General features: G+C 42.3%; 16 protein-coding genes and 1 pseudogene. 7 read left to right on the forward strand and 10 right to left on the reverse strand.

The features are described from left to right. A partial coding sequence (locus tag RXX31_RS23275; protein ID WP_317592022.1) for a DEAD/DEAH box helicase occupies nt 1-811 on the forward strand: 811 nt, incomplete at its 5' end. A gap of 9 nt (nt 812-820) precedes the next feature. Here the strand turns inward: RXX31_RS23275 and RXX31_RS23280 are convergent. The 7 genes and pseudogenes from RXX31_RS23280 to RXX31_RS23310 all read right to left on the reverse strand — a co-directional run bounded on the left by RXX31_RS23280 (nt 821) and on the right by RXX31_RS23310 (nt 8,771). Continuing rightward, a pseudogene (locus RXX31_RS23280) lies at nt 821-1,798 on the reverse strand (IS481 family transposase). Between the two features lie 92 nt (nt 1,799-1,890). Next, entirely contained in the window at nt 1,891-2,886 is a 996-nt protein-coding gene (locus RXX31_RS23285; RefSeq protein WP_020841386.1) for a TniB family NTP-binding protein, read from the reverse strand. Between the two features lie 11 nt (nt 2,887-2,897). Further along, nucleotides 2,898-4,724, reverse strand: a complete 1,827-nt coding sequence (locus RXX31_RS23290) for a transposase family protein (protein WP_317592023.1) — start codon at nt 4,722-4,724, stop codon at nt 2,898-2,900. Continuing rightward, the gene (locus RXX31_RS23295) at nt 4,717-5,406 is read right to left on the reverse strand and encodes a TnsA endonuclease N-terminal domain-containing protein (RefSeq protein ID WP_317592024.1); all 690 of its coding nucleotides are present in this window, start codon (nt 5,404-5,406) and stop codon (nt 4,717-4,719) included. Before RXX31_RS23295 ends, RXX31_RS23290 begins: the two co-directional genes overlap by 8 nt. A gap of 599 nt (nt 5,407-6,005) precedes the next feature. Then, on the reverse strand, nt 6,006-6,482 hold the full coding sequence (locus RXX31_RS23300) for a hypothetical protein (RefSeq protein WP_317592025.1): 477 nt from the start codon (nt 6,480-6,482) through the stop codon (nt 6,006-6,008). A gap of 382 nt (nt 6,483-6,864) precedes the next feature. Further along, nucleotides 6,865-8,247: a DEAD/DEAH box helicase gene (locus RXX31_RS23305; protein ID WP_317592026.1), complete on the reverse strand. Its 1,383-nt coding sequence runs from the start codon at nt 8,245-8,247 to the stop codon at nt 6,865-6,867. Further along, complete coding sequence (locus RXX31_RS23310; RefSeq protein WP_317592027.1) at nt 8,241-8,771, reverse strand: hypothetical protein; 531 nt, start codon at nt 8,769-8,771, stop codon at nt 8,241-8,243. Before RXX31_RS23310 ends, RXX31_RS23305 begins: the two co-directional genes overlap by 7 nt. Before the next feature lie 104 nt (nt 8,772-8,875). On the opposite strand from RXX31_RS23310, the gene RXX31_RS23315 reads away from it, so the two are divergent. The 3 genes from RXX31_RS23315 (at nt 8,876) to RXX31_RS23325 (ending at nt 11,218) form a co-directional block, all read left to right on the forward strand. Further along, nucleotides 8,876-9,220, forward strand: a complete 345-nt coding sequence (locus tag RXX31_RS23315; protein WP_062854502.1) for a helix-turn-helix domain-containing protein — start codon at nt 8,876-8,878, stop codon at nt 9,218-9,220. A gap of 758 nt (nt 9,221-9,978) precedes the next feature. Next, on the forward strand, nt 9,979-10,929 hold the full coding sequence (locus RXX31_RS23320; protein WP_317592028.1) for a type IV toxin-antitoxin system AbiEi family antitoxin: 951 nt from the start codon (nt 9,979-9,981) through the stop codon (nt 10,927-10,929). Between the two features lie 85 nt (nt 10,930-11,014). Continuing rightward, entirely contained in the window at nt 11,015-11,218 is a 204-nt protein-coding gene (locus RXX31_RS23325; protein ID WP_239948475.1) for a hypothetical protein, read from the forward strand. Between the two features lie 62 nt (nt 11,219-11,280). Here the strand turns inward: RXX31_RS23325 and RXX31_RS23330 are convergent. The 3 genes from RXX31_RS23330 to RXX31_RS23340 all read right to left on the reverse strand — a co-directional run bounded on the left by RXX31_RS23330 (nt 11,281) and on the right by RXX31_RS23340 (nt 16,737). Then, a protein-coding gene (locus tag RXX31_RS23330; protein WP_203495387.1) for an IS3 family transposase occupies nt 11,281-12,419 on the reverse strand; the annotation gives its coding sequence in 2 pieces (ribosomal slippage) (nt 11,281-12,161 and nt 12,161-12,419; 1,140 coding nt in all). A gap of 463 nt (nt 12,420-12,882) precedes the next feature. After that, nucleotides 12,883-14,256, reverse strand: coding sequence for a melibiose:sodium transporter MelB (melB, locus tag RXX31_RS23335; protein WP_317592029.1), 1,374 nt, complete (start codon nt 14,254-14,256; stop codon nt 12,883-12,885). A gap of 360 nt (nt 14,257-14,616) precedes the next feature. Next, nucleotides 14,617-16,737 (reverse strand): alpha-galactosidase, encoded by a 2,121-nt coding sequence (locus RXX31_RS23340; protein ID WP_317592030.1) that lies wholly within the window; start codon nt 16,735-16,737, stop codon nt 14,617-14,619. Nucleotides 16,738-17,495: 758 nt separating this feature from the next. Here RXX31_RS23340 and RXX31_RS23345 point away from each other — a divergent pair. The 3 genes from RXX31_RS23345 to RXX31_RS23355 form a co-directional block, all read left to right on the forward strand. After that, the gene (locus RXX31_RS23345; protein WP_317592031.1) at nt 17,496-18,737 is read left to right on the forward strand and encodes a carbohydrate porin; all 1,242 of its coding nucleotides are present in this window, start codon (nt 17,496-17,498) and stop codon (nt 18,735-18,737) included. A 70-nt stretch (nt 18,738-18,807) separates the two neighbouring features. Further along, nucleotides 18,808-19,686 carry a MalM family protein gene (locus tag RXX31_RS23350; protein WP_118120997.1) on the forward strand — a complete coding sequence of 293 codons (879 nt, stop codon included), beginning with the start codon at nt 18,808-18,810 and terminating at the stop codon, nt 19,684-19,686. An 88-nt stretch (nt 19,687-19,774) separates the two neighbouring features. Then, nucleotides 19,775-20,311: sugar-binding domain-containing protein (locus RXX31_RS23355; protein WP_411197999.1), on the forward strand; the 537-nt coding region annotated here is incomplete at its 3' end.

The raw sequence follows: 20,311 nt of genomic DNA on the forward strand, positions 1-20,311 counted from the left end.
CAGAGTATGTCGAAAGCCGAAACTCGTGTTAGTTGATAACGAGCAGTTGCAATATGTCAGCCCAGAAGAAAGTAAATATTATTCATCGATTCAAGCATTATTTAAAGAACAAAAAATAAGTTATTCTAGTATCTTACAGGATACAGATGCTTTAGTTCATATTCTCAAACTATCTGCGAGTAAGCTACTTTCCATTAGAGCATCCAACCAAGATGCGGGCGGACTTATCGTCGCCTCGTCCGTTGCACATGCGAGACAAATTCAAACAATCCTGAATGAACAGCTAAAGCAACCCAGCGTGATGGTTTCTTATCATGACCCAGATGCTCAAAAGATAATTGAACAATTCAAAAATGATCACTCCCCTTGGATTATCAGCATTGGAATGATCAGTGAGGGAACTGACATTCCAAGACTTCAAGTCTGTTGCCATTTGAGTAATGTTCGCACGGAGTTGTATTTCCGTCAGGTATTAGGGCGCATTCTCAGGATCACAGATAGCAACAACCAAGAAGCTTGGCTGTACACGCTTGCTGAAGAAAATCTTGTTAAATTTGCTGAAGAAATCGAGCAAGATATTCCTGATTTTTGTCTTTATATAAAACAGCCTGAGGACAAAGAGGAAGAAGACGTACATTCACTTGAAACAAGCTCATCACATACTGTTCGAACCTTTTCGAAACTAGGGGATTTCAAATGGAATAACAGTGATACAAGTGTGCAAGTTGGTAACGAAAATTCTGTTCCTTATGGGTCGTTCACTCTGGGGCGTTTTAGAGAACGGGTGATTGAGGCGTTTGTTGGGATTTAGATGTGTGATTCATAGAGATGGTTTCAATTTTTTAGCCGAAGATCGAGCCTGTAATTTTGCTCTTGAAACCGCTCTTTCTTGATCTGGTAGTTCTGAGATACCTCTTCAGATAAAGGAGTTTGATAAGATACCCCAGTAATCCTGTCTATCGGGGTTGGCCCATTTAACGATCTGTGGGGCCGTTCCCAGTTGTAGTAGTGTTGCCATTCCGCGAATAGCAGATCCAGTTCTTCCAGCCCCACAAAGACATTTGTGGTCGGATAGAACTCACTTTTACCTGTTTTCTGCGAGCGTTCCACTTTGCCATTCAAGTGAGGTGAGCCAGGCTTATTTGGACGAAACTTGATCCCATAAATCATGAGTTGTTTCTGGACTTTCTCGGCAAAGAATTCACGCTCTCTGTCCGTCTGAATACGCTGGATAGGAAATGGCATCTCTTCCACGACACAATAGATAAAGTCGACTGTGTTTGCTGCTGTGAGCCGAGAGTAGCACCTGAGAACCCGATAGCGAGAGCAATCATCAATAGCTGTATACTGGTAAATTCCAAGCGCTATTTTACACGTGTCCATCTGGACTCTATCACCAGGAATTGGGCGCTCATATCTTTGGAAATCTTTTCTGCGTCGGTAGGTTACGATGGGTTTGACTGATGCTTCGGATAAAACTTTATGGAGTGTCGCTGTGCTTAGGTGTATTTGGTGAAGTCGGATTAATTCCGTTTGTAAACGTCGCGCCCCTAAATTGCGTTTCTCACGCATCGTAAGGATCAATGCTCTTAGCTAATCAGTGAGTTTGGTATCTGGAGATGAATGAGGGCGTGGGCTCTGGCTTTCTAGACCAGCGATTTCCACACTGCTTATATCGCTTAGCCCACTTGCGTAATGTTGGTCTGGAAATACCACAGCGTCGACATACGAAGCCTGCATCACCACATTCCTCATACATTTTTACCCACTGTAGTCGTTGTTGGATTTCTCTGTCCATAGACACCCAGTATAGTTGAAAGGATGTCTATGAATCACACAATTTAGCGTAGCAGTCGGAAACCCGTTCATAGAAGAGCAGATAGATAACGATTATTTATCAAAAAAATCCGGTCGACCTTTACCTTTCTTTTTACGACTGTTATTTTGCTGATAGTAGTCTTCCCACCCAATACTCCTTGGTGGCGACCGTAACATCTCTTTGGTGACTTTGACGCCTTCTATGAATGGATTCTTCCAAAAGGTTGGCTTGTTCCCGGAAGTTAGCTGAGACGCGAAAAGAAAATCATCCTTAGTTATTGACTCATGATGGTTATCGATAGCTTCAATCGATGCTTGATAAATAAGGTCCCTAAGAGAGCGCATATTGCCTTGTGAAAACGCATATAGTTTTTCCTGTAGTCCCTCTTTAGCCAAACCAGTTTGTTTTTCAAATGGTAATGCTTCATCAAGGTGTTGTAAAAATGTCTTGAATGTTCCTTCACCTTCTTGATAATTGAAGGGGCGCAAATTGAATTGAATTGAGAACCGGCTATGAAGCTGGGAGTTTGCTTGCAATACAAGTTTAGAGTATGGCATTCCAAAAAGTACGATGGGGCACTTCGACTTGTTTAGTATTCCTTTCAGCCAATTTCCAACTTGCGTAAGAATTTTATTTGAAGATTCATCAACTAAATGCTGAAACTCATCGATAATAATCAGCTTAACACCTAGTAACGGAATAAGTTCGACGATTCGTTTTGTTAACCTAGCTAGATCAGTATCGTAAAGGGCAAGTGGGTCCTCCATTTGCAACAATAGCTCTCTCGCAGCATCGACGGGTTTTGCATTATCCGGCATTTCAATATGAATGACTGGAATGGTATCTCCCTCCGTATCAGAATCCCCCTCATTTTGTTTCAAATATTTTTTAATTATCGCTGTTTTACCTACCCCGTGAGATCCATATACCATCATACAGGTAGGCTCTGAATCCATATCTGAAAGGTCCCGACACCTATCCATATACCTTAGAACTTTAGCTACACTTGGTGTTATAACAAATGCTTTTTTTGCTTTTGCAACTCGAATATCCCTACTATCATCCATACCCTCCCCTCTTATAAGTAATCTATACCCCAGGCATTTTCGTCATCAACTTCCTCTTCTTGTGGATCTTCCTGCTCCGTTTTTATAATCGCATTTTGATTCTGAGCTTTTGCCCTTTCAGCATTTTCTTGATACCTAGCACCGCGACGTCTATTTCTGAGTTTCTTGGTTTTAACAATAGACTCTTCTGCTATGTCTTCTATTCGTATTTCAGCATCGACCTCAAAATCTTCATCATATTCGGACAAATTTAAACTTCTTTGATATTTAATATTGTATTTGTGCTGCCATAAAGAAACACCACTTGCATAGTCATAATCGATAGCAGGAACTGTAAAATACTCATCTACATCTTCATCTAACACCCAAATAACGCCCATACACTCAGGGTTGTATTTAAATGTCACCATATGGTTTCCATGTGTTCCTCGATACTCAGCTAAACGGTCACTACTGTACGTCAAGTCAACATAGGCTGTTATTCCGGACTTACTAAGCTTCTTTTCATCTAAAACTGCGAACTTGAAATCTAGCTCCGCTGTCGTACCGGTAAACTCTTCAGGCTCCCATTCCTCACACCCTCTCTTCCATGCCACATTTGGGCAATTGGTACCTCTTTGGTTTGGATGTTTATGGTATATGTCTACTAACCAAATGAGATATATCTCTTTGATTTCATCAAGGGTCAATGTCGCTTCATCAATTGAATCATACCCTTCTCTGTGCAAATACTGACTAAACGCTTTCCCAGGTAAGTCATCTAATAAGGTCGTATTAACTGTCCCATACTTACGTTCGACATCTGGTTTGTTATCCGGGGTATCCACTTTATTTTGATGGACGGTTATTAGTAGAGTCTCGCACGCAGCATCAAACGCTTTTGACAAAAATTCTTTGCCGTTATCCGTCACCAATAAGTCAGGAATCCCGTAGCACAACCATTCGTTCTTGACTGTGGGGTATGATGACAGTAATGAGTCTTTCCGCTGTATTGCATTTTTTAAAGCCAATGCAACTGAAACATAACTCGGAGGCTCAAATCCTAGGTAAAAACCAACTACAGCTTTACTATAACAATCTACTAACTGTGTAAGGTAGGGCCTCCCAAGTGGGAGGCGATATTCTTTATGTACGGCGAACAAATCCACAACTGTATGATCTACCTCAACCCTTTCAAGAGCATAAGAGGTAAGAATTTTTTTGCCCATCCTGCGAAATTCTCTTTTGGCTACACGCTCTCCTTTTTTTGCAACCAACACTTCGAACGGAGTCTTTTTTTTGACTCTTTTCCGCACAGACTCATACCTCGGATACTTATATTTCGTTCCGTGTTTGAGATTATACTGCCGAACTTTCCTACGAACACGGCGATGAGCTGAGCTAACATTGATTTTTCTACCAGAAATAACCGCTTCTACAGCTTGAGCCATCAACGCATCTACAATTTCTGACACTTTGGGGGCTCTATTACCTCTACCTTTGAATTTTGGCGCTAGAGATGTAGGATTGTAGCCAGATTGACTAAAATTCAACCACCACCGATAAATTGTAATAGCACTAGGAATATTTTTGTCATTGCATCGTTGTAATGCGACTCGATGTGGCTCAATGGTCTTAGGAACAATCTTGTCATTGACTCTACCTAGATATCGAAGAATCTTAAGCCGAAAGGAAATTTCAATCGCAACCTTATCTGGAAATGCTGTCAAATCAGTATATGTGGCATCTTCGTCTAAAGTATCATTTAAAGCCCTATCAATATAAAGAATCTCTTCTTGATGACTTACGTCATCTCGTTTTGCCTTCCGATTAAAATTACTAAATGATTTCTTAGCCATAAGAGACTAGTTCAAATTCAGATTGAAAGGATATTGTAGTGTCCAAATCAGTTTCCAATAAATTTCGTGACAACAAATTGCAAAGGACTGGCATAATTGCTCGCCTTGATAATCCAGTCTTGTCGCTCAAATATTGTGCCGACTGTGAACCATTTTTCCTAAGAATATTTAATACCAAATTGTGTTTATCAGATAAGCAATCTCTTGAGGCATACCTATGCATCAACTTGAGATTCTTCAACAAGTTCTTGACTCTTATCTGCTTCTCTTCAACCAGCTCCAGTTCCAGCCCCCTTGTCTGGGCGGCTTGTTGCTTTGCATTCCACTCATCAAGGAAATCGGATGAAGATGCTATATTATCGGGCTTTACTTCGTACAAAACGTATTCACCCGTATCAAATTGAACAAGGAAATCAGGCACATACGTTCGCCACTTACCATTGTAATAATATGAATATCTAATTGGCTGAGCACAAAATCGGATAATATCTTTTTCAAAATCGAAGCAATAACAAGCATCACACTCTAAAGCAGACTCAACGGTAACTCTTTTACCCATTTTGGCACTAGCAAAGCGGTGTATGTTCTTACCTCTAGACTTAGTCAACTTACGAGCAGGATTATGAAAGGCTTGCTCTAATGCTAATACCACATTTTCAGAGAAACTATCTTGACAGAGCATAGAAATCACCTTCTTATGAAATTGTCGTAAACTTACATAAGTTTAGGCCATAAAAGGGGAATATCAATTTATGGTTGTACAAAATATCAATTTATGGTTGTAATTATCATTTTATGGTTGTATCAACAACTCTGTTAATACAGTCATACCTTAATTCCTATTAGCCTCGATAAATCAATTCGTTATATTAAATACAACCATACGTCGATGTTGCCTAATACAGCCATACATTGATTTTTTTGTGACAGTAATATTCAAGGTATCAAAGCGCAGTAAGAAACTTTCTTACAAGAAAATAGTGCCATCACTGCCCCTAGTAATGTGCAAGTCGAAAAAGTCGCTTGGTAATTAAGGTACGACAGAATCGCTTGGTGATCACACAAGCGAAAGTGGCTCTGTAACTCGTTTTTGGACAATTGTGAGTTACGACGCCCTAGTGAGTTTCGGACGTTCGGATAAAATCAGGTAGTGCAAAAGGCAAGTGTTGAGCCTCTTATCCTGTGGTTAACGCCTGCACTAAGGTGACCCGCACTTAACTAGCAAAACACACCGAACTTCACACCTAAATCGCCGAGTGTAACGGTCACCTTAATTGCTTTTTAAGCACTTGTCTTTCGAGACGATGAACGAACCCTATACTGAAAATTTAGCACTGGGTAAACATTGGGGAGAGTGCTTGGTAATGCTGGGATCGTTAAGAAAAACTCAATTTCATTGTCTTTAACCATTCCCAAAGTTGAGACCATTCGAGAAACAAGTTCACTCCGACACATTAACGTAACTGAAGCACTATCTTCATAGAATCGAACAAAACCGACGGGGTACTTCCCCGACAATGAACGTATTGCCTCACTACTCCTTTCCGAAATATTTATCCGCATTTCTTGATACGGAAAGTCAAAACCATCTTCAACTTCGCTTATATTCGACTCGTAGTAAAGAAATGACGATATAGGTTCGTCTTCAATACTACCATCTAAGGTCTCATTCATGCCTGCAATAACTGGTGTTAGTTGCAACCAAAAACACTCGCTGTCCTTTATTTCTTCATATGATAGAGCTTGATTCATATTCATTACTCTCTTGTGATGCTTAACACCCCAAACACCGGCGCAGCTTGTCTGCGTCCGTGTACTTTAACTTGGTAATACTCCGATTTTCTAGCTCCCTTTAACACATGAATAGAAAAATAGGGGCAAATCGTACCTTAGTTTTTTGAGCAACTGCACGTCCCAAACACGTTTTGGGGCAGCTTTGAGTTGCGCTGCCCTACTAGTTGTGTGGCAGCTTACAGGCTCCGTATCCAAAGGTTCAGGTTCAGCATCCGTTCTAGAGCCTCGGTTTGTCATGAAATCACCTGAAACACTTTCAACATCAGCAAAGGACAACCAATTGAAACTGCTGGTAGCGGTGCAAGAAAAACCTACACAGACCTAAAAATTTTTTGATCTTATTCAACTACATTGATGAAAATGCTGAAATCACTCTCTGCTTAAACGCTCCAAGTCGCAGCTCATCAAACGCCGCTAAAGCCGCGTATTGATTGCTTATACCGCCTGTGCCACTTCCCCAAGATACATTTGTACTTTGGGTGCTTTGCGATTCAAGCAACAACCTCTCATCATTCAAATGATTTCGTTGATATGATAGCTCAGACTCTATTGGTTTCCCCATATGCGCGTACAGACAAGACTCAGGAATATCATCCTCAATTCTCTCTGCAAACTGGATGAGGCTTTGCTCTGCAAACGTAAATAGCCAAGCTTGCTGAGGCGTTGAAGAGTTGATCCGAAGAATACGTCCTAACACCTGCCGGAAGTACAGCTCAGTTTTGACCGAACTCATGTGGCAACATACTTGAAGGCGCGGAATATCAGTCCCTTCGCTGATCATACCAACACTTACAATCCATTGGGCATCACTTTGTCGATAACGTTCTATTTCAGCTAAAGGCTCTTCATGTCGATAGGTAACAATTGAAACGGTTTGACCGAATTTTTGAGAGAGAATTTCTTTAATTGCTTGCGCGTGTTGAACTGAAGCTGCAACAACTAATCCACCGGCACTAGGTGAGTCAAGTCGTATTTGGGCTAACCGTTCACACCCTAAACCAAGTAGATACTCCATGGCCTCTTGGTTATGTATAACACTCTGGTAAGACACTTTCGTTTGCTTCAGCATCTCTAAGATTGATGAAAAGGATTCCATCTTCTCACTGCTACTAACAGACAAGTGTTCATTATCGATCAATACGATTTTAGGTGCTCTACAAACACCATCATCGATAGCTTGTTTTAGAGTGTATTGATAGTCAACAAGGAGTTGCCCGTCTGGATCGCTGTATTCACCCAATACAATCGGTAAAGAGTCTGAGCGCCACGGTGTTCCTGAAAGCGCGAGTGTATAAGTAGCAAGCCCTTGTATCTTTGTGAGAACTTGTTGACCCCAGATGTTCGCATTTTCAACCTCAGAACCAGAGCAGTGATGAATCTCATCAAATACGACAAAGACCCTATGGCTTCTCAATGTTTGCCAAAACTCTACATTAAGGAACTGGATAGACTGGTAAGTTAGGGATTGCCCAATTGCTCCCATACCACCGTTAAACGTACAACCAAGGATTGAAGAAAATGTTTTTTTAATGCCATCAGACACCGTCAAAGATGGCGAGAAACATAATATAAGATCTACCATATCGTTTTGCAGTAGCCTTGATGCGATATTCGCGGCAAGAACTGTTTTACCAGCGCCAGGAGTGGCTTGGCAAAAGAAGTGGGAGTGATTCATTGTGTATTTTTCTAAAGCTTTGTCTGAGCATTCACTTTGCCATTTTCTTAGCATGGCCCACTACCTGTACTCAGAGTATTCAGAACGGTTGTCAAAGCATTTATTTTACCGAGCAATAAAGCAGCCCGTTCCTTAGCTTGCTGATGAATCGGAGCGAGTCTTTTTTCTAGGTTAGGGAATCGAGATACTATCGACTGGTACTCATCCATCTCTCCAAGTACGATTTCAAGTTCGCCTTTATACTCATTACGCTCGTTGAGCAGAATGGAATAATCTTGGTCAGTAGTTTCGTGGTTTATTCCTGATTGATGATTTAACACTCTATAGTCAGATTGTTCTTTAAATTGTTCCGTTTGAAAGTAACGTTTGTTTCGCCCTGTGCCCTCATATCGTAACCAGTTTTTCTGTTCAAAGTTAAAAATTGCTCGATACACCTTTTTTCGAGCTTCAGTAGAGTCAGAACCACTATCTTCGAGTGCTAACCACAGATCTCTAGCTTCTAGCACGGTGAACCCATCTAACCCATGTTCAATCAATAACTTGTGCATGATCGCACTGATTCTTCGAGAACGTCTCATTTTCTAAAATCATACTCACCAAAAACTAAGGATTGCTTAGTATACAGAAATTGGTAAAACTAAGAAAATCTTAGTTACCTTGAGATCGTATGTATGAATAGTCAGTGTCGTTCATTAGCCCAATCCCAGAGCGCCTCAAAGAAGCGCGTAAAAAAGCAAAGCTCTCCCAAAAAGCCTTGGGAGTGCGTATAGGTATGGATGAAAGCTCTGCAAGCCCAAGAATGAATCAGTACGAAAAGGGCAAGCATACACCCGATATAGGGACACTTAAGGCATTAGCAGATGAACTGGGTGTGCCTTTGAGCTACTTTTTTTGTGAAGATGAGATTTCTGCTGAGCTAGCTATGAACCTGAATAAGCTCTCTGAAACGGATAAGCAGAAGGTTCTTGAGATGACAGCTCGATTGATTGATGAATCGAGTGAAGATAGCAGTTCGAAAGCTCGTTAAGCGGTTCCAATGGTAACACCGGCTCTGTTTGCAGATTAAGAGTTATTTGCTGTTTAGGTAATCTAGCAGTGATCGTTCTGGCACGTCTCTGGACATTTTCGGTTTAGAAACAGCAGTCAACAAACAGCAGTTAACAATGGATAACTTCTACTAGCATTTTGAGTTCATCCAAACAGTTTGGATTTATAGAAATACGATTATAAGGTCATGTTATTTAATCAGTTATTGTATTATTAAACTGGTTCATTATTTACCTTGAAATCACTACACATTTGTCTAGTAGAGTGTGGCAGTCCAGAGGAAAAACAACCCAAACTATGACTTTGTATACATGAAGCTTAAGAGGTCACAAACTCACTTTGGACAGGCGTGTTATCAGTGTCTGCTTCTTTCTGTGATCACCAAAGGGCGTATGTTTGGTCTGGGACAATGATGATCGATGGCATTGGATTACTTAAAGTCTCTGGCTAAGCATATTATATGCTCATGACCTGTAACCTGTGTTGTCACCATGACAAATAGGCGTATTGAAAGTACGTACTGAAAGTATGATTTCTTTCTTTGCTTGCAGGCTAAAAAAGTAAGAGATTCTTCTTAACAGCATGTTTTTATTGATAATAACTTGGGTTATTTGGTTTTAAATGAATTTTTTAACAATATATTCTATTCACTTTCAGTATCTTCTATCCTACATTTAGAAAACACTACGATTTTTATTTTTTCATGATTCATGAAAAATTCAATTTAGTGAACTGAAGATGAAAAGAATCCATAGCATAAGCAATATTGCTGGTTTTCAGCCAGATTTAAACCCTGTCTATGAGTTTGGAGACAAGGGGAAGCAACAACTACATATAACAGTCAATGGCCAACCGATAGTTTTTAATGTCTTCCTTGCTCAGATACATCGTAAAGAAAGTATTGAAAGCTATTTAAAAAAACGTCCGAAAGCTAATGATATCCTTTTTTGTAATCATCTTACCGACTACCTAAGGCAGTTATGCCACGAATCAAGAATCAATTATGCCGACGATTCTGGAAATGCCAGAATATCAACTGATAGCATATACATATCTATCGAAGGGAGACCTCAGAGAGGACAAGATAAACCAAGCCAGTTTATGTCTATCGGTATCATGAAGTGCTTATTTGCTTTTTTTTCTGAAAAGGGACTTATCAATGAGACCTATGCGAATATTGCACCTAAGGCTGATATTTCGGTTGGTATGGTAGCAAAGGCTATGAAGTATCTTGTTGAAAACAATCATATAGCAAAGAGTAAACGCCAAAGAAGATTTTTAAATGAGCCTGTACTGCAATATGAATGGTTAAACAATTATGGTCACATTCTAGCTCGAAATCATCAAATAACGACCTATCCCCCTCTTACTGACTGGAAAGATATCTCATTGCAACCTGGAGATGTCTGGGGCGGAGAGGTTGCCGCCGCTCAACTTACAAAATACAACCGTCCTTATGAGATTTTACTATTTAGTCGACATCAACCGATTAAGTACCCTATCGGGCATAGAGAATTACCACCGCTCAAAGTGGTGAAGCCATTTTGGGGTGCAACTTTAACGATAGGCAAACCAGCGTTGGCGTTACTTACGATAGCAGAGTTGCTACTATCTAAAGATGGACGGAATAGAGAACTGGCTTATCTAATCAATGATAAACACCTAAAGTTGAATCAGTTACCTTTGTGAATACTGTTTTTACGAAGTTCACCACTGACTTTCATAAACAATGGGTGAGTAATTTAAATCTATATACAGAGATAAGTTGCTATGATTGACCCATAATTTACCGACTCTAAAGGAATTCGATCTACCAGACGTTCCTTGGAAGGTCGTGGACCCATCATCTTTACCTCCAGCTACTCTTTCTGCATTCGATACATTTATGAGCGGAGCTAGCGTTCCTCATAGGGTATTCGTTTATAGTCATGATTATTCTCGTTTCTGCATGCTCGTTCGCCGAGGGGATATAACGTGAGTCTAGCGATAGAGTTAATTAATGCGGTGGACTGCCCCCAGTATCCTTGACAGTTTTCAGCCTCATTTTGAGGCTGATTCAAACGCCTCTGGGCTGACTCCTCCGAGGTGAGTATGTCGCCTAGTTCGATTGTAGAATAATTCGATGTAGTCAAACACATCAGCACGGGCCATTTCTCGTGTTTTGTAGATCCTCTTCTTAATTTTTTCCTTCTTCAGGCTACTAAAAAACGATTCTGCAACAGCATTATCCCAGCAATTTCCTCGGCGACTCATACTCGGAATTAAATGATGCTTCTGGCAAAATTTTTGCCAGTCTCCACTACTGTATTGTGAGCCTTGATCTGAATGTATGATGACGTTTCCCTCGGGCCGACGTCGCCATACCGCCATAAGAAGGGCATCAAGAACAATGTCTTTAGCTAATGTTGGCTTCATCGACCAACCGATAACTTTTCGTGAGTAGAGATCGATGACGACGGCTAGATAAAGCCAGCCTTGCCAGGTCCGAATGTAGGTAATATCAGTTACCCACGATTTATCAGGAGCACTGACCTCAAACTGTCGGTTTAAATGATTGGGCATAATGATTGAGGGACGACCATAACCATAATTTCGGTGTTTCTTATAGCCACGTATCGCTCTTATACCGTTATTTTTCATAATCTTAAGCACTCGATTAGGCCCACAACATTCGCCGAGTTCTTTAAGATCTAGAGTAATTCTCCGATAGCCGTATATTCCGTAGCTGGCATCGTAAGAGCTACGGATCAACTCGAGTAGTCGCCGATCTTCAATAGCGCTTTGTGATTCTGGTTCATGCAGCCATGCATAATAGCCTGCTCTTGCTAGCCGCAACACACGACACATCGTCATGATTTTAAACATCTCAGAGTGCGCTAGAATAAACTGATACTTTACTCTGGCAGGCTTGCAAAGTATCTCGCGGCCTTTTTTAAAATATCTCGCTCTTCTTCAGTCTGCTTTAAAAGCCCCTTAAGCCGGAGTATTTCTTTTTTCGCTTCTAATAATTCATTTTCATCTTTAGGGCGAGATAGTGGTTGAGCTGCTTTGATCCATTTATAAATGCTGTGTTGCGATACGCCTAAACGATTAGATACATCTGCAGCAGAATAGCCGCGTTCTAACACCAATTTTACTGCTTCATCTTTAAATTCTGGGGTATATCTTTGTCCACTCATAAGTAATTCTCCTATGCAAAAAGAATAGGCGAAATTTGTCTAGGAGATCGGTGGCGGTCCAGGTCTAACTAAAAGGTGTCTATTAAGTCGGTGGCTATTCAAAGATGACTTTGCAGACATCGGAAAATGTAAGTCAAATTACGTTCGAGCACGATTAGACTGCACCGTAATTACCAGCAATCCTCTTTAGCGGAAAATTCCAAGACTTCGTAGGTTGATATGCAGACTGCCGTTCAGTTAATTAGAATCAGTTTAATTAATCGACAAGGATAAACTAAACAACAGAAATGGAGGCCATATAGAAATTGCTACTCCGTACCACTACAGGCCTTGATATTTGCTAATTCATTCCATTTTAACAAATGGGTCATTACAACAAAGGCATAACGCATCTAAAGAAACGGAAGGCTAAATAGCCTCCCGTTATAACTATAAACTTTTCGTCAACAGTACTTTGAAAAGACTAAGCTTCTACTGAAACACTTTCAACGCGTCCATTTGAGTGAGGCTCTTCTTTAATAAAGCCTTCGTGTAAGCGGTAGTAACGTCGATAAATAATACCGCTGATGATCATCATGATTGCAGGCAAACCAATCATCATAAATTCAAGCCCCATAATCGTGCTTTCTGATTGTTCAACGTTTGGTACATAGCCAACAATCGATAGACCGACACCAACAATGAAACCACCAGCTGCACCCGCGAATTTCACCAGCATGGTTTGTACTGAGAAAATAACACTTTCACTACGACGGCCTGTTTTGTGCTCACCATAGTCAACGACGTCAGCCAGCATTACCGTTTGCAGTGCGTTTGCAATGCCCACACCAAACTTAATCGCAGCACCAGCCATACCAATCATGAGCGCATTCGCTGGAGCAACAAAACCCATAACGAGCAGTAGTACACAAGAAACAACAGGAAAACCACATGCGATTAGCCATAAGTTTTTACGAGGAAGAGCCGCTGCGATACGAGGAAATAAGAATACACCAGCAACTTCAGCCACACCTGCTACCATCATGTATACAGGGAATAATTCAGCATCACCCAACGCGTAAGAGAAGTAGTAAATGGCAAAGCCACCAACCAACAGGTTTGCGATTTGGAACGACAGAACCGTACCGATAAGTGCTTTTAACTGGTCGTTTTTACCAATAATTGCCAGCACATCTTTGAAGTTAAATTTTTCTACAGTATTTGCGTTTGTCGGTGCTGCTTTCTCTTTTACGTTACGCGCAATCAGGAATGCACTCATAACAAACAGTACCGCAATCAGCATTGCCACATTAAAGAAGCCATCGCCTTGGTTACCGTTACCTAACTCACCCACAATGTGCAAGCCATAAGTACCTGTGATGAACCATGCAAGGCTAGCGAACAGACGAGGCCAAACGACTAACTTCTCACGCTCCTCGCGAGAGCTAGATAGCGCTGGAATCATTGACCAGTACGGAATGTCCATGATGGTGTAGGTTAGCCCCCACAAGATGTAAGCCGCCGCGGCATAGATATACAGTGCCGTACCTTCAAACATGTGAGTACTGAAAAGACCAACCAACACAACCGCGTTTAATAGCGTGCCGATCACAATCCATGGACGGAATTTTCCGAATCGAGAACGAGTGTTATCAACGATCACCCCCATCATCGGGTCAGTGACGGCATCAATGATACGAGCCGCCAGGAAGATGGTACCAACAAATGCAGCAGACAAACCTGCGACATCAGTAAAGTAAAACATTAAGAAGATATAGATAGGCGCACAGGCAAAGTCTTTACCAAGTGCACCAAGACCGTATGAGGCCTTGGTTTGTAGAGTGATTTTATCAGACATAATCGTTCCTTAGTGCCGTACAGCTATGCATTCCCCTAACTAGAATTCATAACGTCGACGTCTTTTATTTATATTTCGATGGTCATGTTACTCACACGCCTGTCGCCTTACTGTGATCCATTACCACTTTATGGAAACGTTTACAGTCAGTTTTTCAAAATGAGACATCGGACAATATTTTCGTCTATTTGTACGTCCAGAACATATAAACATTCATTAATTTTCAACAACTTAAAAATAAGTCAATTCGAACAACTTCTTGAATACGTTTTAAAAAGCACGCAAAAAACCGCACAAACATTACGTCTGTACGGCTTGGATAAACAAAGCTGGAATTAATTAAGATCTAGTTTTATGGTGCTATTCGCAGACCCGTTCAAATTTCACCAACATCGCCGTTTCAGCATCTAAAATAGGCATGGTTAATCCCACTTCGGCACACCAATCACCGGAGAGTTCGCAATCAGACTCTGTCCATGGAGGCTGATAATTAACGATATCATCGTAATTCGAAGGCTTATCTAACACAGAGACGCGATATACCCCCACAGGATCCAACCCAGGAACTCGTAAATGGCCACTGAGTGAATTGGTCGGCATAGCAAGCTGAGCGATCATTACCACGGCCTCGGATTGATCCTCTGAAACAACCGCATGGATTTGATGCGCTTTATCATCCGTTGGTACACGCCATGTTCTGCCACTGTGTAGCAACGGACGCAATACTTTGTGTAGCCTGATGTAACGCTCAAACCCCTGCTTTTCTTGTTGTTCTTCTTTCACTGGATCGAGCTCGATACCCATGTGACCAAACAGAGCGGTTAGCCCGCGAAATTCAATACTGTGACGACGACGCGTACTGTGACAATGACTGGCTCCGATATGGCTTCCCATCACTTCAGGTGGGAAGAAGTAGCTCATACCGCGTTGAATGCTTTGACGTTCAAGCGCGTCATTGTTGTCTGAAGCCCAGAAACGATGGGTACGCTTTAGTACTTCATAATCAATACGGCCGCCACCAGCCGCACAAGATTCGATCTCAACTTGTGGATGTTTTTCACGTACTTTATCCACTAACTCATAGTAGCGTCGAGTTTGATTGTGCGCTGCCGCTCGACCAAGGTGACCAGGCTGAACAACTTCACGGTTCATATCCCACTTAATGTAAGCAATGTTGTAAGTCGACAGGAAGTGATCCAATCTTTCGAACAAGAAGTTAAAGGCGTCATCATTTTGCAGGTTAATCACATACTGATTGCGACCTGTCGGCTGATCGTATCCATCTACTGCAAGTAACCAGTCTGGATGCGTGCGGTACAAGTCAGAATCTTTGTTGATCATTTCTGGCTCGAACCACAAACCAAACTCCATACCCAGTACATTTACGTGGTCAACAATCGGTTGCAAACCATTTGGATACTTGGATTCACATAAGAACCAATCCCCTAACCCTGCTTTGTCGCCATTGCGACCTTTGAACCAGCCGTCATCAATAATGAATCGCTCTACCCCCATTTCTGCCGATTGAGTGGCCATCGACATGATGTATTGCGGATCATGGTCGAAGTAAATACCTTCCCATGTATTCAAGTGAATCGGACGAGGCTTGTCGCTAAAGTTGCTTGGCAAAATCGCATCGCGAACGTGAGAATGGAAGTGATGGCTCATGCCATTCAAACCTGCACTGCTGTGGCTTGCGTACAGCCAAGGCGTAGTCACGCTTTCACCTTCTTCCAGCGCTACTTCACCCGGTAGATAAATCACCTCTGCCTGCATGTAGCGGCGTCCATCAGCTTTCACATCCGCGCGCAATCTGTGGTTTCCACTCCAGGCAAAGTGGAATCCCCATACGTCACCATTCATTTCATCAAAGTGAGCCGTACCAGCAACAAGTGCAGGGTAATGCTCATGAGAGGTACGACCGCGGCGGTTTTCTTGTTGGTAACCGCCTTGAGTTAAAGGTTGACGGACAGTCTGGAACTCATGTACCCAGCGTCCATAATACGTCATCAACTCATTTGCTCTCGCTGGCAACGGAAGTGTATTAGCAAGACGATTGACATGATACGTCCCCGCTTTGATGTTGGTTAGCGTGTGACGGGTCTTGACCACATCATGCTCATCCATCTGCAAAATGGTCTTTAAGCGCAGGCCAGCAATAGCGTCTTCACTCTCGATAGCAATGCAGTTTTTACCCTGTTCGATTCGGGTAATAACAAATACGGGTGCCCAATCCTGCCCATCGCGATGGCCTTCCACTCCAGGGCTACTGAACACTCCGCGACCAAGCTCAGGATTCAGAGTCATGGATACGTCTTTGTCTAAACGCCCATAAGGCACCGGACGTTGTAAAGTGACACGATAACCTTCTAGGTCACCATTTACTTTCTGTCCCCAATGCAGGATCTCCGCATACTCACCCAACTCTACGATCAGTTGAGTCTCTTTACCTGCTAGCTCAATCAGCGTTTTGTCCGTCATCTTGTCTTACCTTGAAACTGAAATTTACGTCGCATCATAATGAAACGAACAAAATAATCTGTGAGCCAACCCCAAATCATGGAAACGTTTACAGATAAATTTTTCATACTGATGCGAGCGTCATTTGGCCTAATACCCTCTTATATTTAACTCAAATCAGAAAGAGAATATAAGATTTTATTGTTGTGAAATCGGACAGGGAAATACAATAACTAATTGTAATTAAAGAAAAAAAACCATAAAACTTACAAACAAATATGCAAATAAGCCTAAAGACCACGCAGTTAAACCTTCAAACTCTTGCAGTGATCAAGCGACACTCGTATTCTTAATGCTTCGAGATTCATAATGAAGTGTCTCTCTTGGGTCCTAACTTTATATCCCAGCTTGACGATTCAGCATGTAACTGCGTGCATTGTGCCCGCGAACGCTTGTTGTTTATACTTCCTTGTCTCACATGCCCAATTGAGTTCAGTTGGGCTCTCTTTCATCCTATTACACTCACCAACCCCCTTCCTGACAACCCAAGCAAAATACGCCCTCAACCCGTAAACGATTCCACATAAAACACGTCAAAACCCCATTAAACCAAGCCAATAAAGCGATCTAAATCACACAAAATCACAAACAAGCCCTGTTCAGAACAAAAATGCCAACCTCATCATGAAAACGTTTCCAGAGTTTCATTACACTGCTCGCGAGTTAGGACTCAAATAAAAAAAATAAATCCATAAATAAAAATAGAATGGAGACACTTCATGAAACAAAAGACGCTTGTAAGAGTGCTTGGGTTAACCCTTGCCTTAGCACCGCTTGCTAGTATGGCTGCAGTGGAAAACGTGACTTACTTTGGCTACGCCAAATGGGGCAATATCTACACCGATAACGACGAACACAACGATGGTAAAGGCGAACGTAACGACGTGATTCGCGCAGGCCAAGGTTATGGTAACTACCGTTTGGGTAACGAACTGAATTGGTGGGAAGCGGGTGTAAAAGCTGACGTATGGCAGCAAGGTGATGCGTACTTTGATACCACTCTTTACTTGGGCAGTGGCGAAAGCTGGGGTGACGTGAGTGTGATCCAAATGTGGTCAGCCGGTTACGGACTGTTTGACGGCCAAGCTGACGCTTCCATCTGGGCGGGTGAACGTTTCTACCGCCGTCATGAAGTGCACATGATCGACATTAAATACTGGGATACCTCAAGCACTGGTATCGGTATTGAAAACTGGGATCTCGGTTTTGCCAAAGGCCATTTTGCCTGGATGGCGCCAAATTCGAGTGCAGATGGACGTAGTTTACACAATCTGGATGCACGCTTGAGTGGCATCGAATTAAGCAACAGCGCGGATCTTACCGTTGGTCTGAATTATGTCTTCACCCAAAACTCAAGCTACGACGTAAGTGACATCACCACCTCTGGCGCCATGCTCTCTGCCCTTTATCGTCAAGCCTGGAACTATGGTTCAAACACATTTGCATTCCAATACGGCACTGACGCGCTTGCGGGCGGTTTAATGAGTGCGGAAGGCGGTTCTAATCGTAAATACAGCACTGGTGTCGAACATGATGGTTACAGCTGGCGCATTTTTAACTCTGGTGATCTGAACGTCAACGAAGATTTCCAAGTGATGTATTCCATCGCCTACCAAGACAATAACCTGGATAACAGCGAAGGCGAAAAGTGGTTTAGCGTAGGTACGCGACCTCAATACAGCTGGACAGAATATATGGCGACTGCACTGGAAGTGGGTTACGAGTCAGTAGAAGCACAAAACGGTGCTGGCACAAACGATATGTACAAAGTCACGCTAGCGCAGATGTTCCAGGCTGGCAAAGGGGTTTGGGCTCGTCCATCTCTGCGTTTATTCGCAACATACTCAGAAAAAACCGATGAATGGAGCCGCGGCGGTGACGTTTATGGCGACTCACAAAGCATAAGCAAGAGCGACGTAGATGAAGTGACATTCGGCTTTAACGTCGAAACATGGTGGTAATGCACCAAAGCTACTATTTTTGAACGCAATGGGGTGAGAGATTTACTCACCCCATAAAAGGACAAAACCGATGAAACTAAAACCGTTGGCAACTCTATTCATAGCACTGTCTCTTGGCGCATGCAGTAGCTTACCAGAGCAAGCCTTTAATACTGACTTGAACACGCAGGCGTGCTGCTCAACACTAGACACGTTACCTCTGACGGCATTGTCGACACCTTTCCACCAGCAAGTGGTTATGGACGCCAATTTGCCAACATTGAGTATCGCGGTTTTATCGGGTTCAGAAACCGCTTCATCACAAGCACTTCCTGTAACGAGCTACCGAATTACAGCGGATACGCCTTTTTCGCTGTTAGTTCGATCTTATATTGATAACAATGCACTCTTTGCTGCGAACATTCGCATTTATGATGGTAATTGGCAGCTAATTTCCAGCTATTCAGCTGAAACTTTCGACTACCGAACGACAGGAATGCGTGGATTAGAACGTATTGAGAGAGTCGTCACTATCAATCCACAACTTAATGGCGCGAAATACATTGTTATCGCGTCAGATAATGCCCTGTTTGGTAAAGAATTAACCCGCATTCATCCCGAACAAGTCTACGCAGATTCACAAAATATTATTGGCAATAAGCAATTGCCTCTCACGGCGGAATACCAACCGTTTGGCGTGATTGACGTAACCACCAGTGCGTCAGACAACAATGCGGTACTGACACTCTTGGCAGAACTCGGCAAGAAGAATCCTGATACCCAACCACAAATGTCAGTACCACAAGCGACATCAACAGAGTCACCACAGGTATGGTCCTACTATCGGGAACAAATTGATTCGGCTCTAGAAGTGAACAACGTAAAACAAGCAGCAGAAATCGCCAATAAAGCCGAAGAACAAGGCATGAGCCAAGCAAAAGACTATCTCGTACAGCAGTTAGCTAAATAGCTCATTATAAAAGCAAAGATTTATTCATTACGAATTCAATTAACGTAGTGAAACAAGATTAGAAATAAAAAATTAAGTAGGAAACATGATGGCATTTTCAGATATTATTCAACGACGCGATTGGGAAAACCCACAATCAGTGAACATTCACTGCCTGAAAGCACATAGCCCGCTTTCTAGCTATCGCAATATTGACCATGCCCGTGACGATATTCATGCTCAGCGACATTCACTCAATGGTCAGTGGAAGTTTAAGCTGTTCGAAGCGCCAGAGCAGGTCGACGGAGAGTTTATTGAAGCGCACTTCAATGATACCCACTGGGATGAAATTACTGTTCCTTCAAACTGGCAGATGCAAGGTTACGACAAGCCTATTTATGCCAACGTCAAATATCCATTTGAGGTGAACCCTCCGTTTGTACCAGCAGACAACCCAACCGGATGTTACCGCACAACGATTTCTGTTACTGAAGAAGAACTTACAAATACACAACGCATCATTTTTGACGGCGTTAACTCAGCTTTCCATTTATGGTGTAACGGTAAATGGGTTGGCTACAGCCAAGATAGCCGCCTTCCAGCTGAATTCGACCTAACACCTCATCTGATCGCAGGAGAGAATGCT

Source organism: Vibrio sp. EA2 (assembly GCF_033042495.1).
GTDB lineage: Bacteria > Pseudomonadota > Gammaproteobacteria > Enterobacterales > Vibrionaceae > Vibrio.

Coding starts and splice junctions, on each gene's coding strand:
- RXX31_RS23340 (WP_317592030.1), bottom strand. CDS start 16,737: ATGACGGACAAAACGCTGATTGAGCTAGCAGGTAAAGAGACTCAACTG.
- RXX31_RS23320 (WP_317592028.1), top strand. CDS start 9,979: ATGAAAAGAATCCATAGCATAAGCAATATTGCTGGTTTTCAGCCAGAT.
- RXX31_RS23295 (WP_317592024.1), bottom strand. CDS start 5,406: ATGCTCTGTCAAGATAGTTTCTCTGAAAATGTGGTATTAGCATTAGAG.
- melB (WP_317592029.1), bottom strand. CDS start 14,256: ATGTCTGATAAAATCACTCTACAAACCAAGGCCTCATACGGTCTTGGT.
- RXX31_RS23310 (WP_317592027.1), bottom strand. CDS start 8,771: ATGAGACGTTCTCGAAGAATCAGTGCGATCATGCACAAGTTATTGATT.
- RXX31_RS23290 (WP_317592023.1), bottom strand. CDS start 4,724: ATGGCTAAGAAATCATTTAGTAATTTTAATCGGAAGGCAAAACGAGAT.
- RXX31_RS23350 (WP_118120997.1), top strand. CDS start 18,808: ATGAAACTAAAACCGTTGGCAACTCTATTCATAGCACTGTCTCTTGGC.
- RXX31_RS23285 (WP_020841386.1), bottom strand. CDS start 2,886: ATGGATGATAGTAGGGATATTCGAGTTGCAAAAGCAAAAAAAGCATTT.
- RXX31_RS23300 (WP_317592025.1), bottom strand. CDS start 6,482: ATGAATATGAATCAAGCTCTATCATATGAAGAAATAAAGGACAGCGAG.
- RXX31_RS23345 (WP_317592031.1), top strand. CDS start 17,496: ATGAAACAAAAGACGCTTGTAAGAGTGCTTGGGTTAACCCTTGCCTTA.
- RXX31_RS23305 (WP_317592026.1), bottom strand. CDS start 8,247: ATGCTAAGAAAATGGCAAAGTGAATGCTCAGACAAAGCTTTAGAAAAA.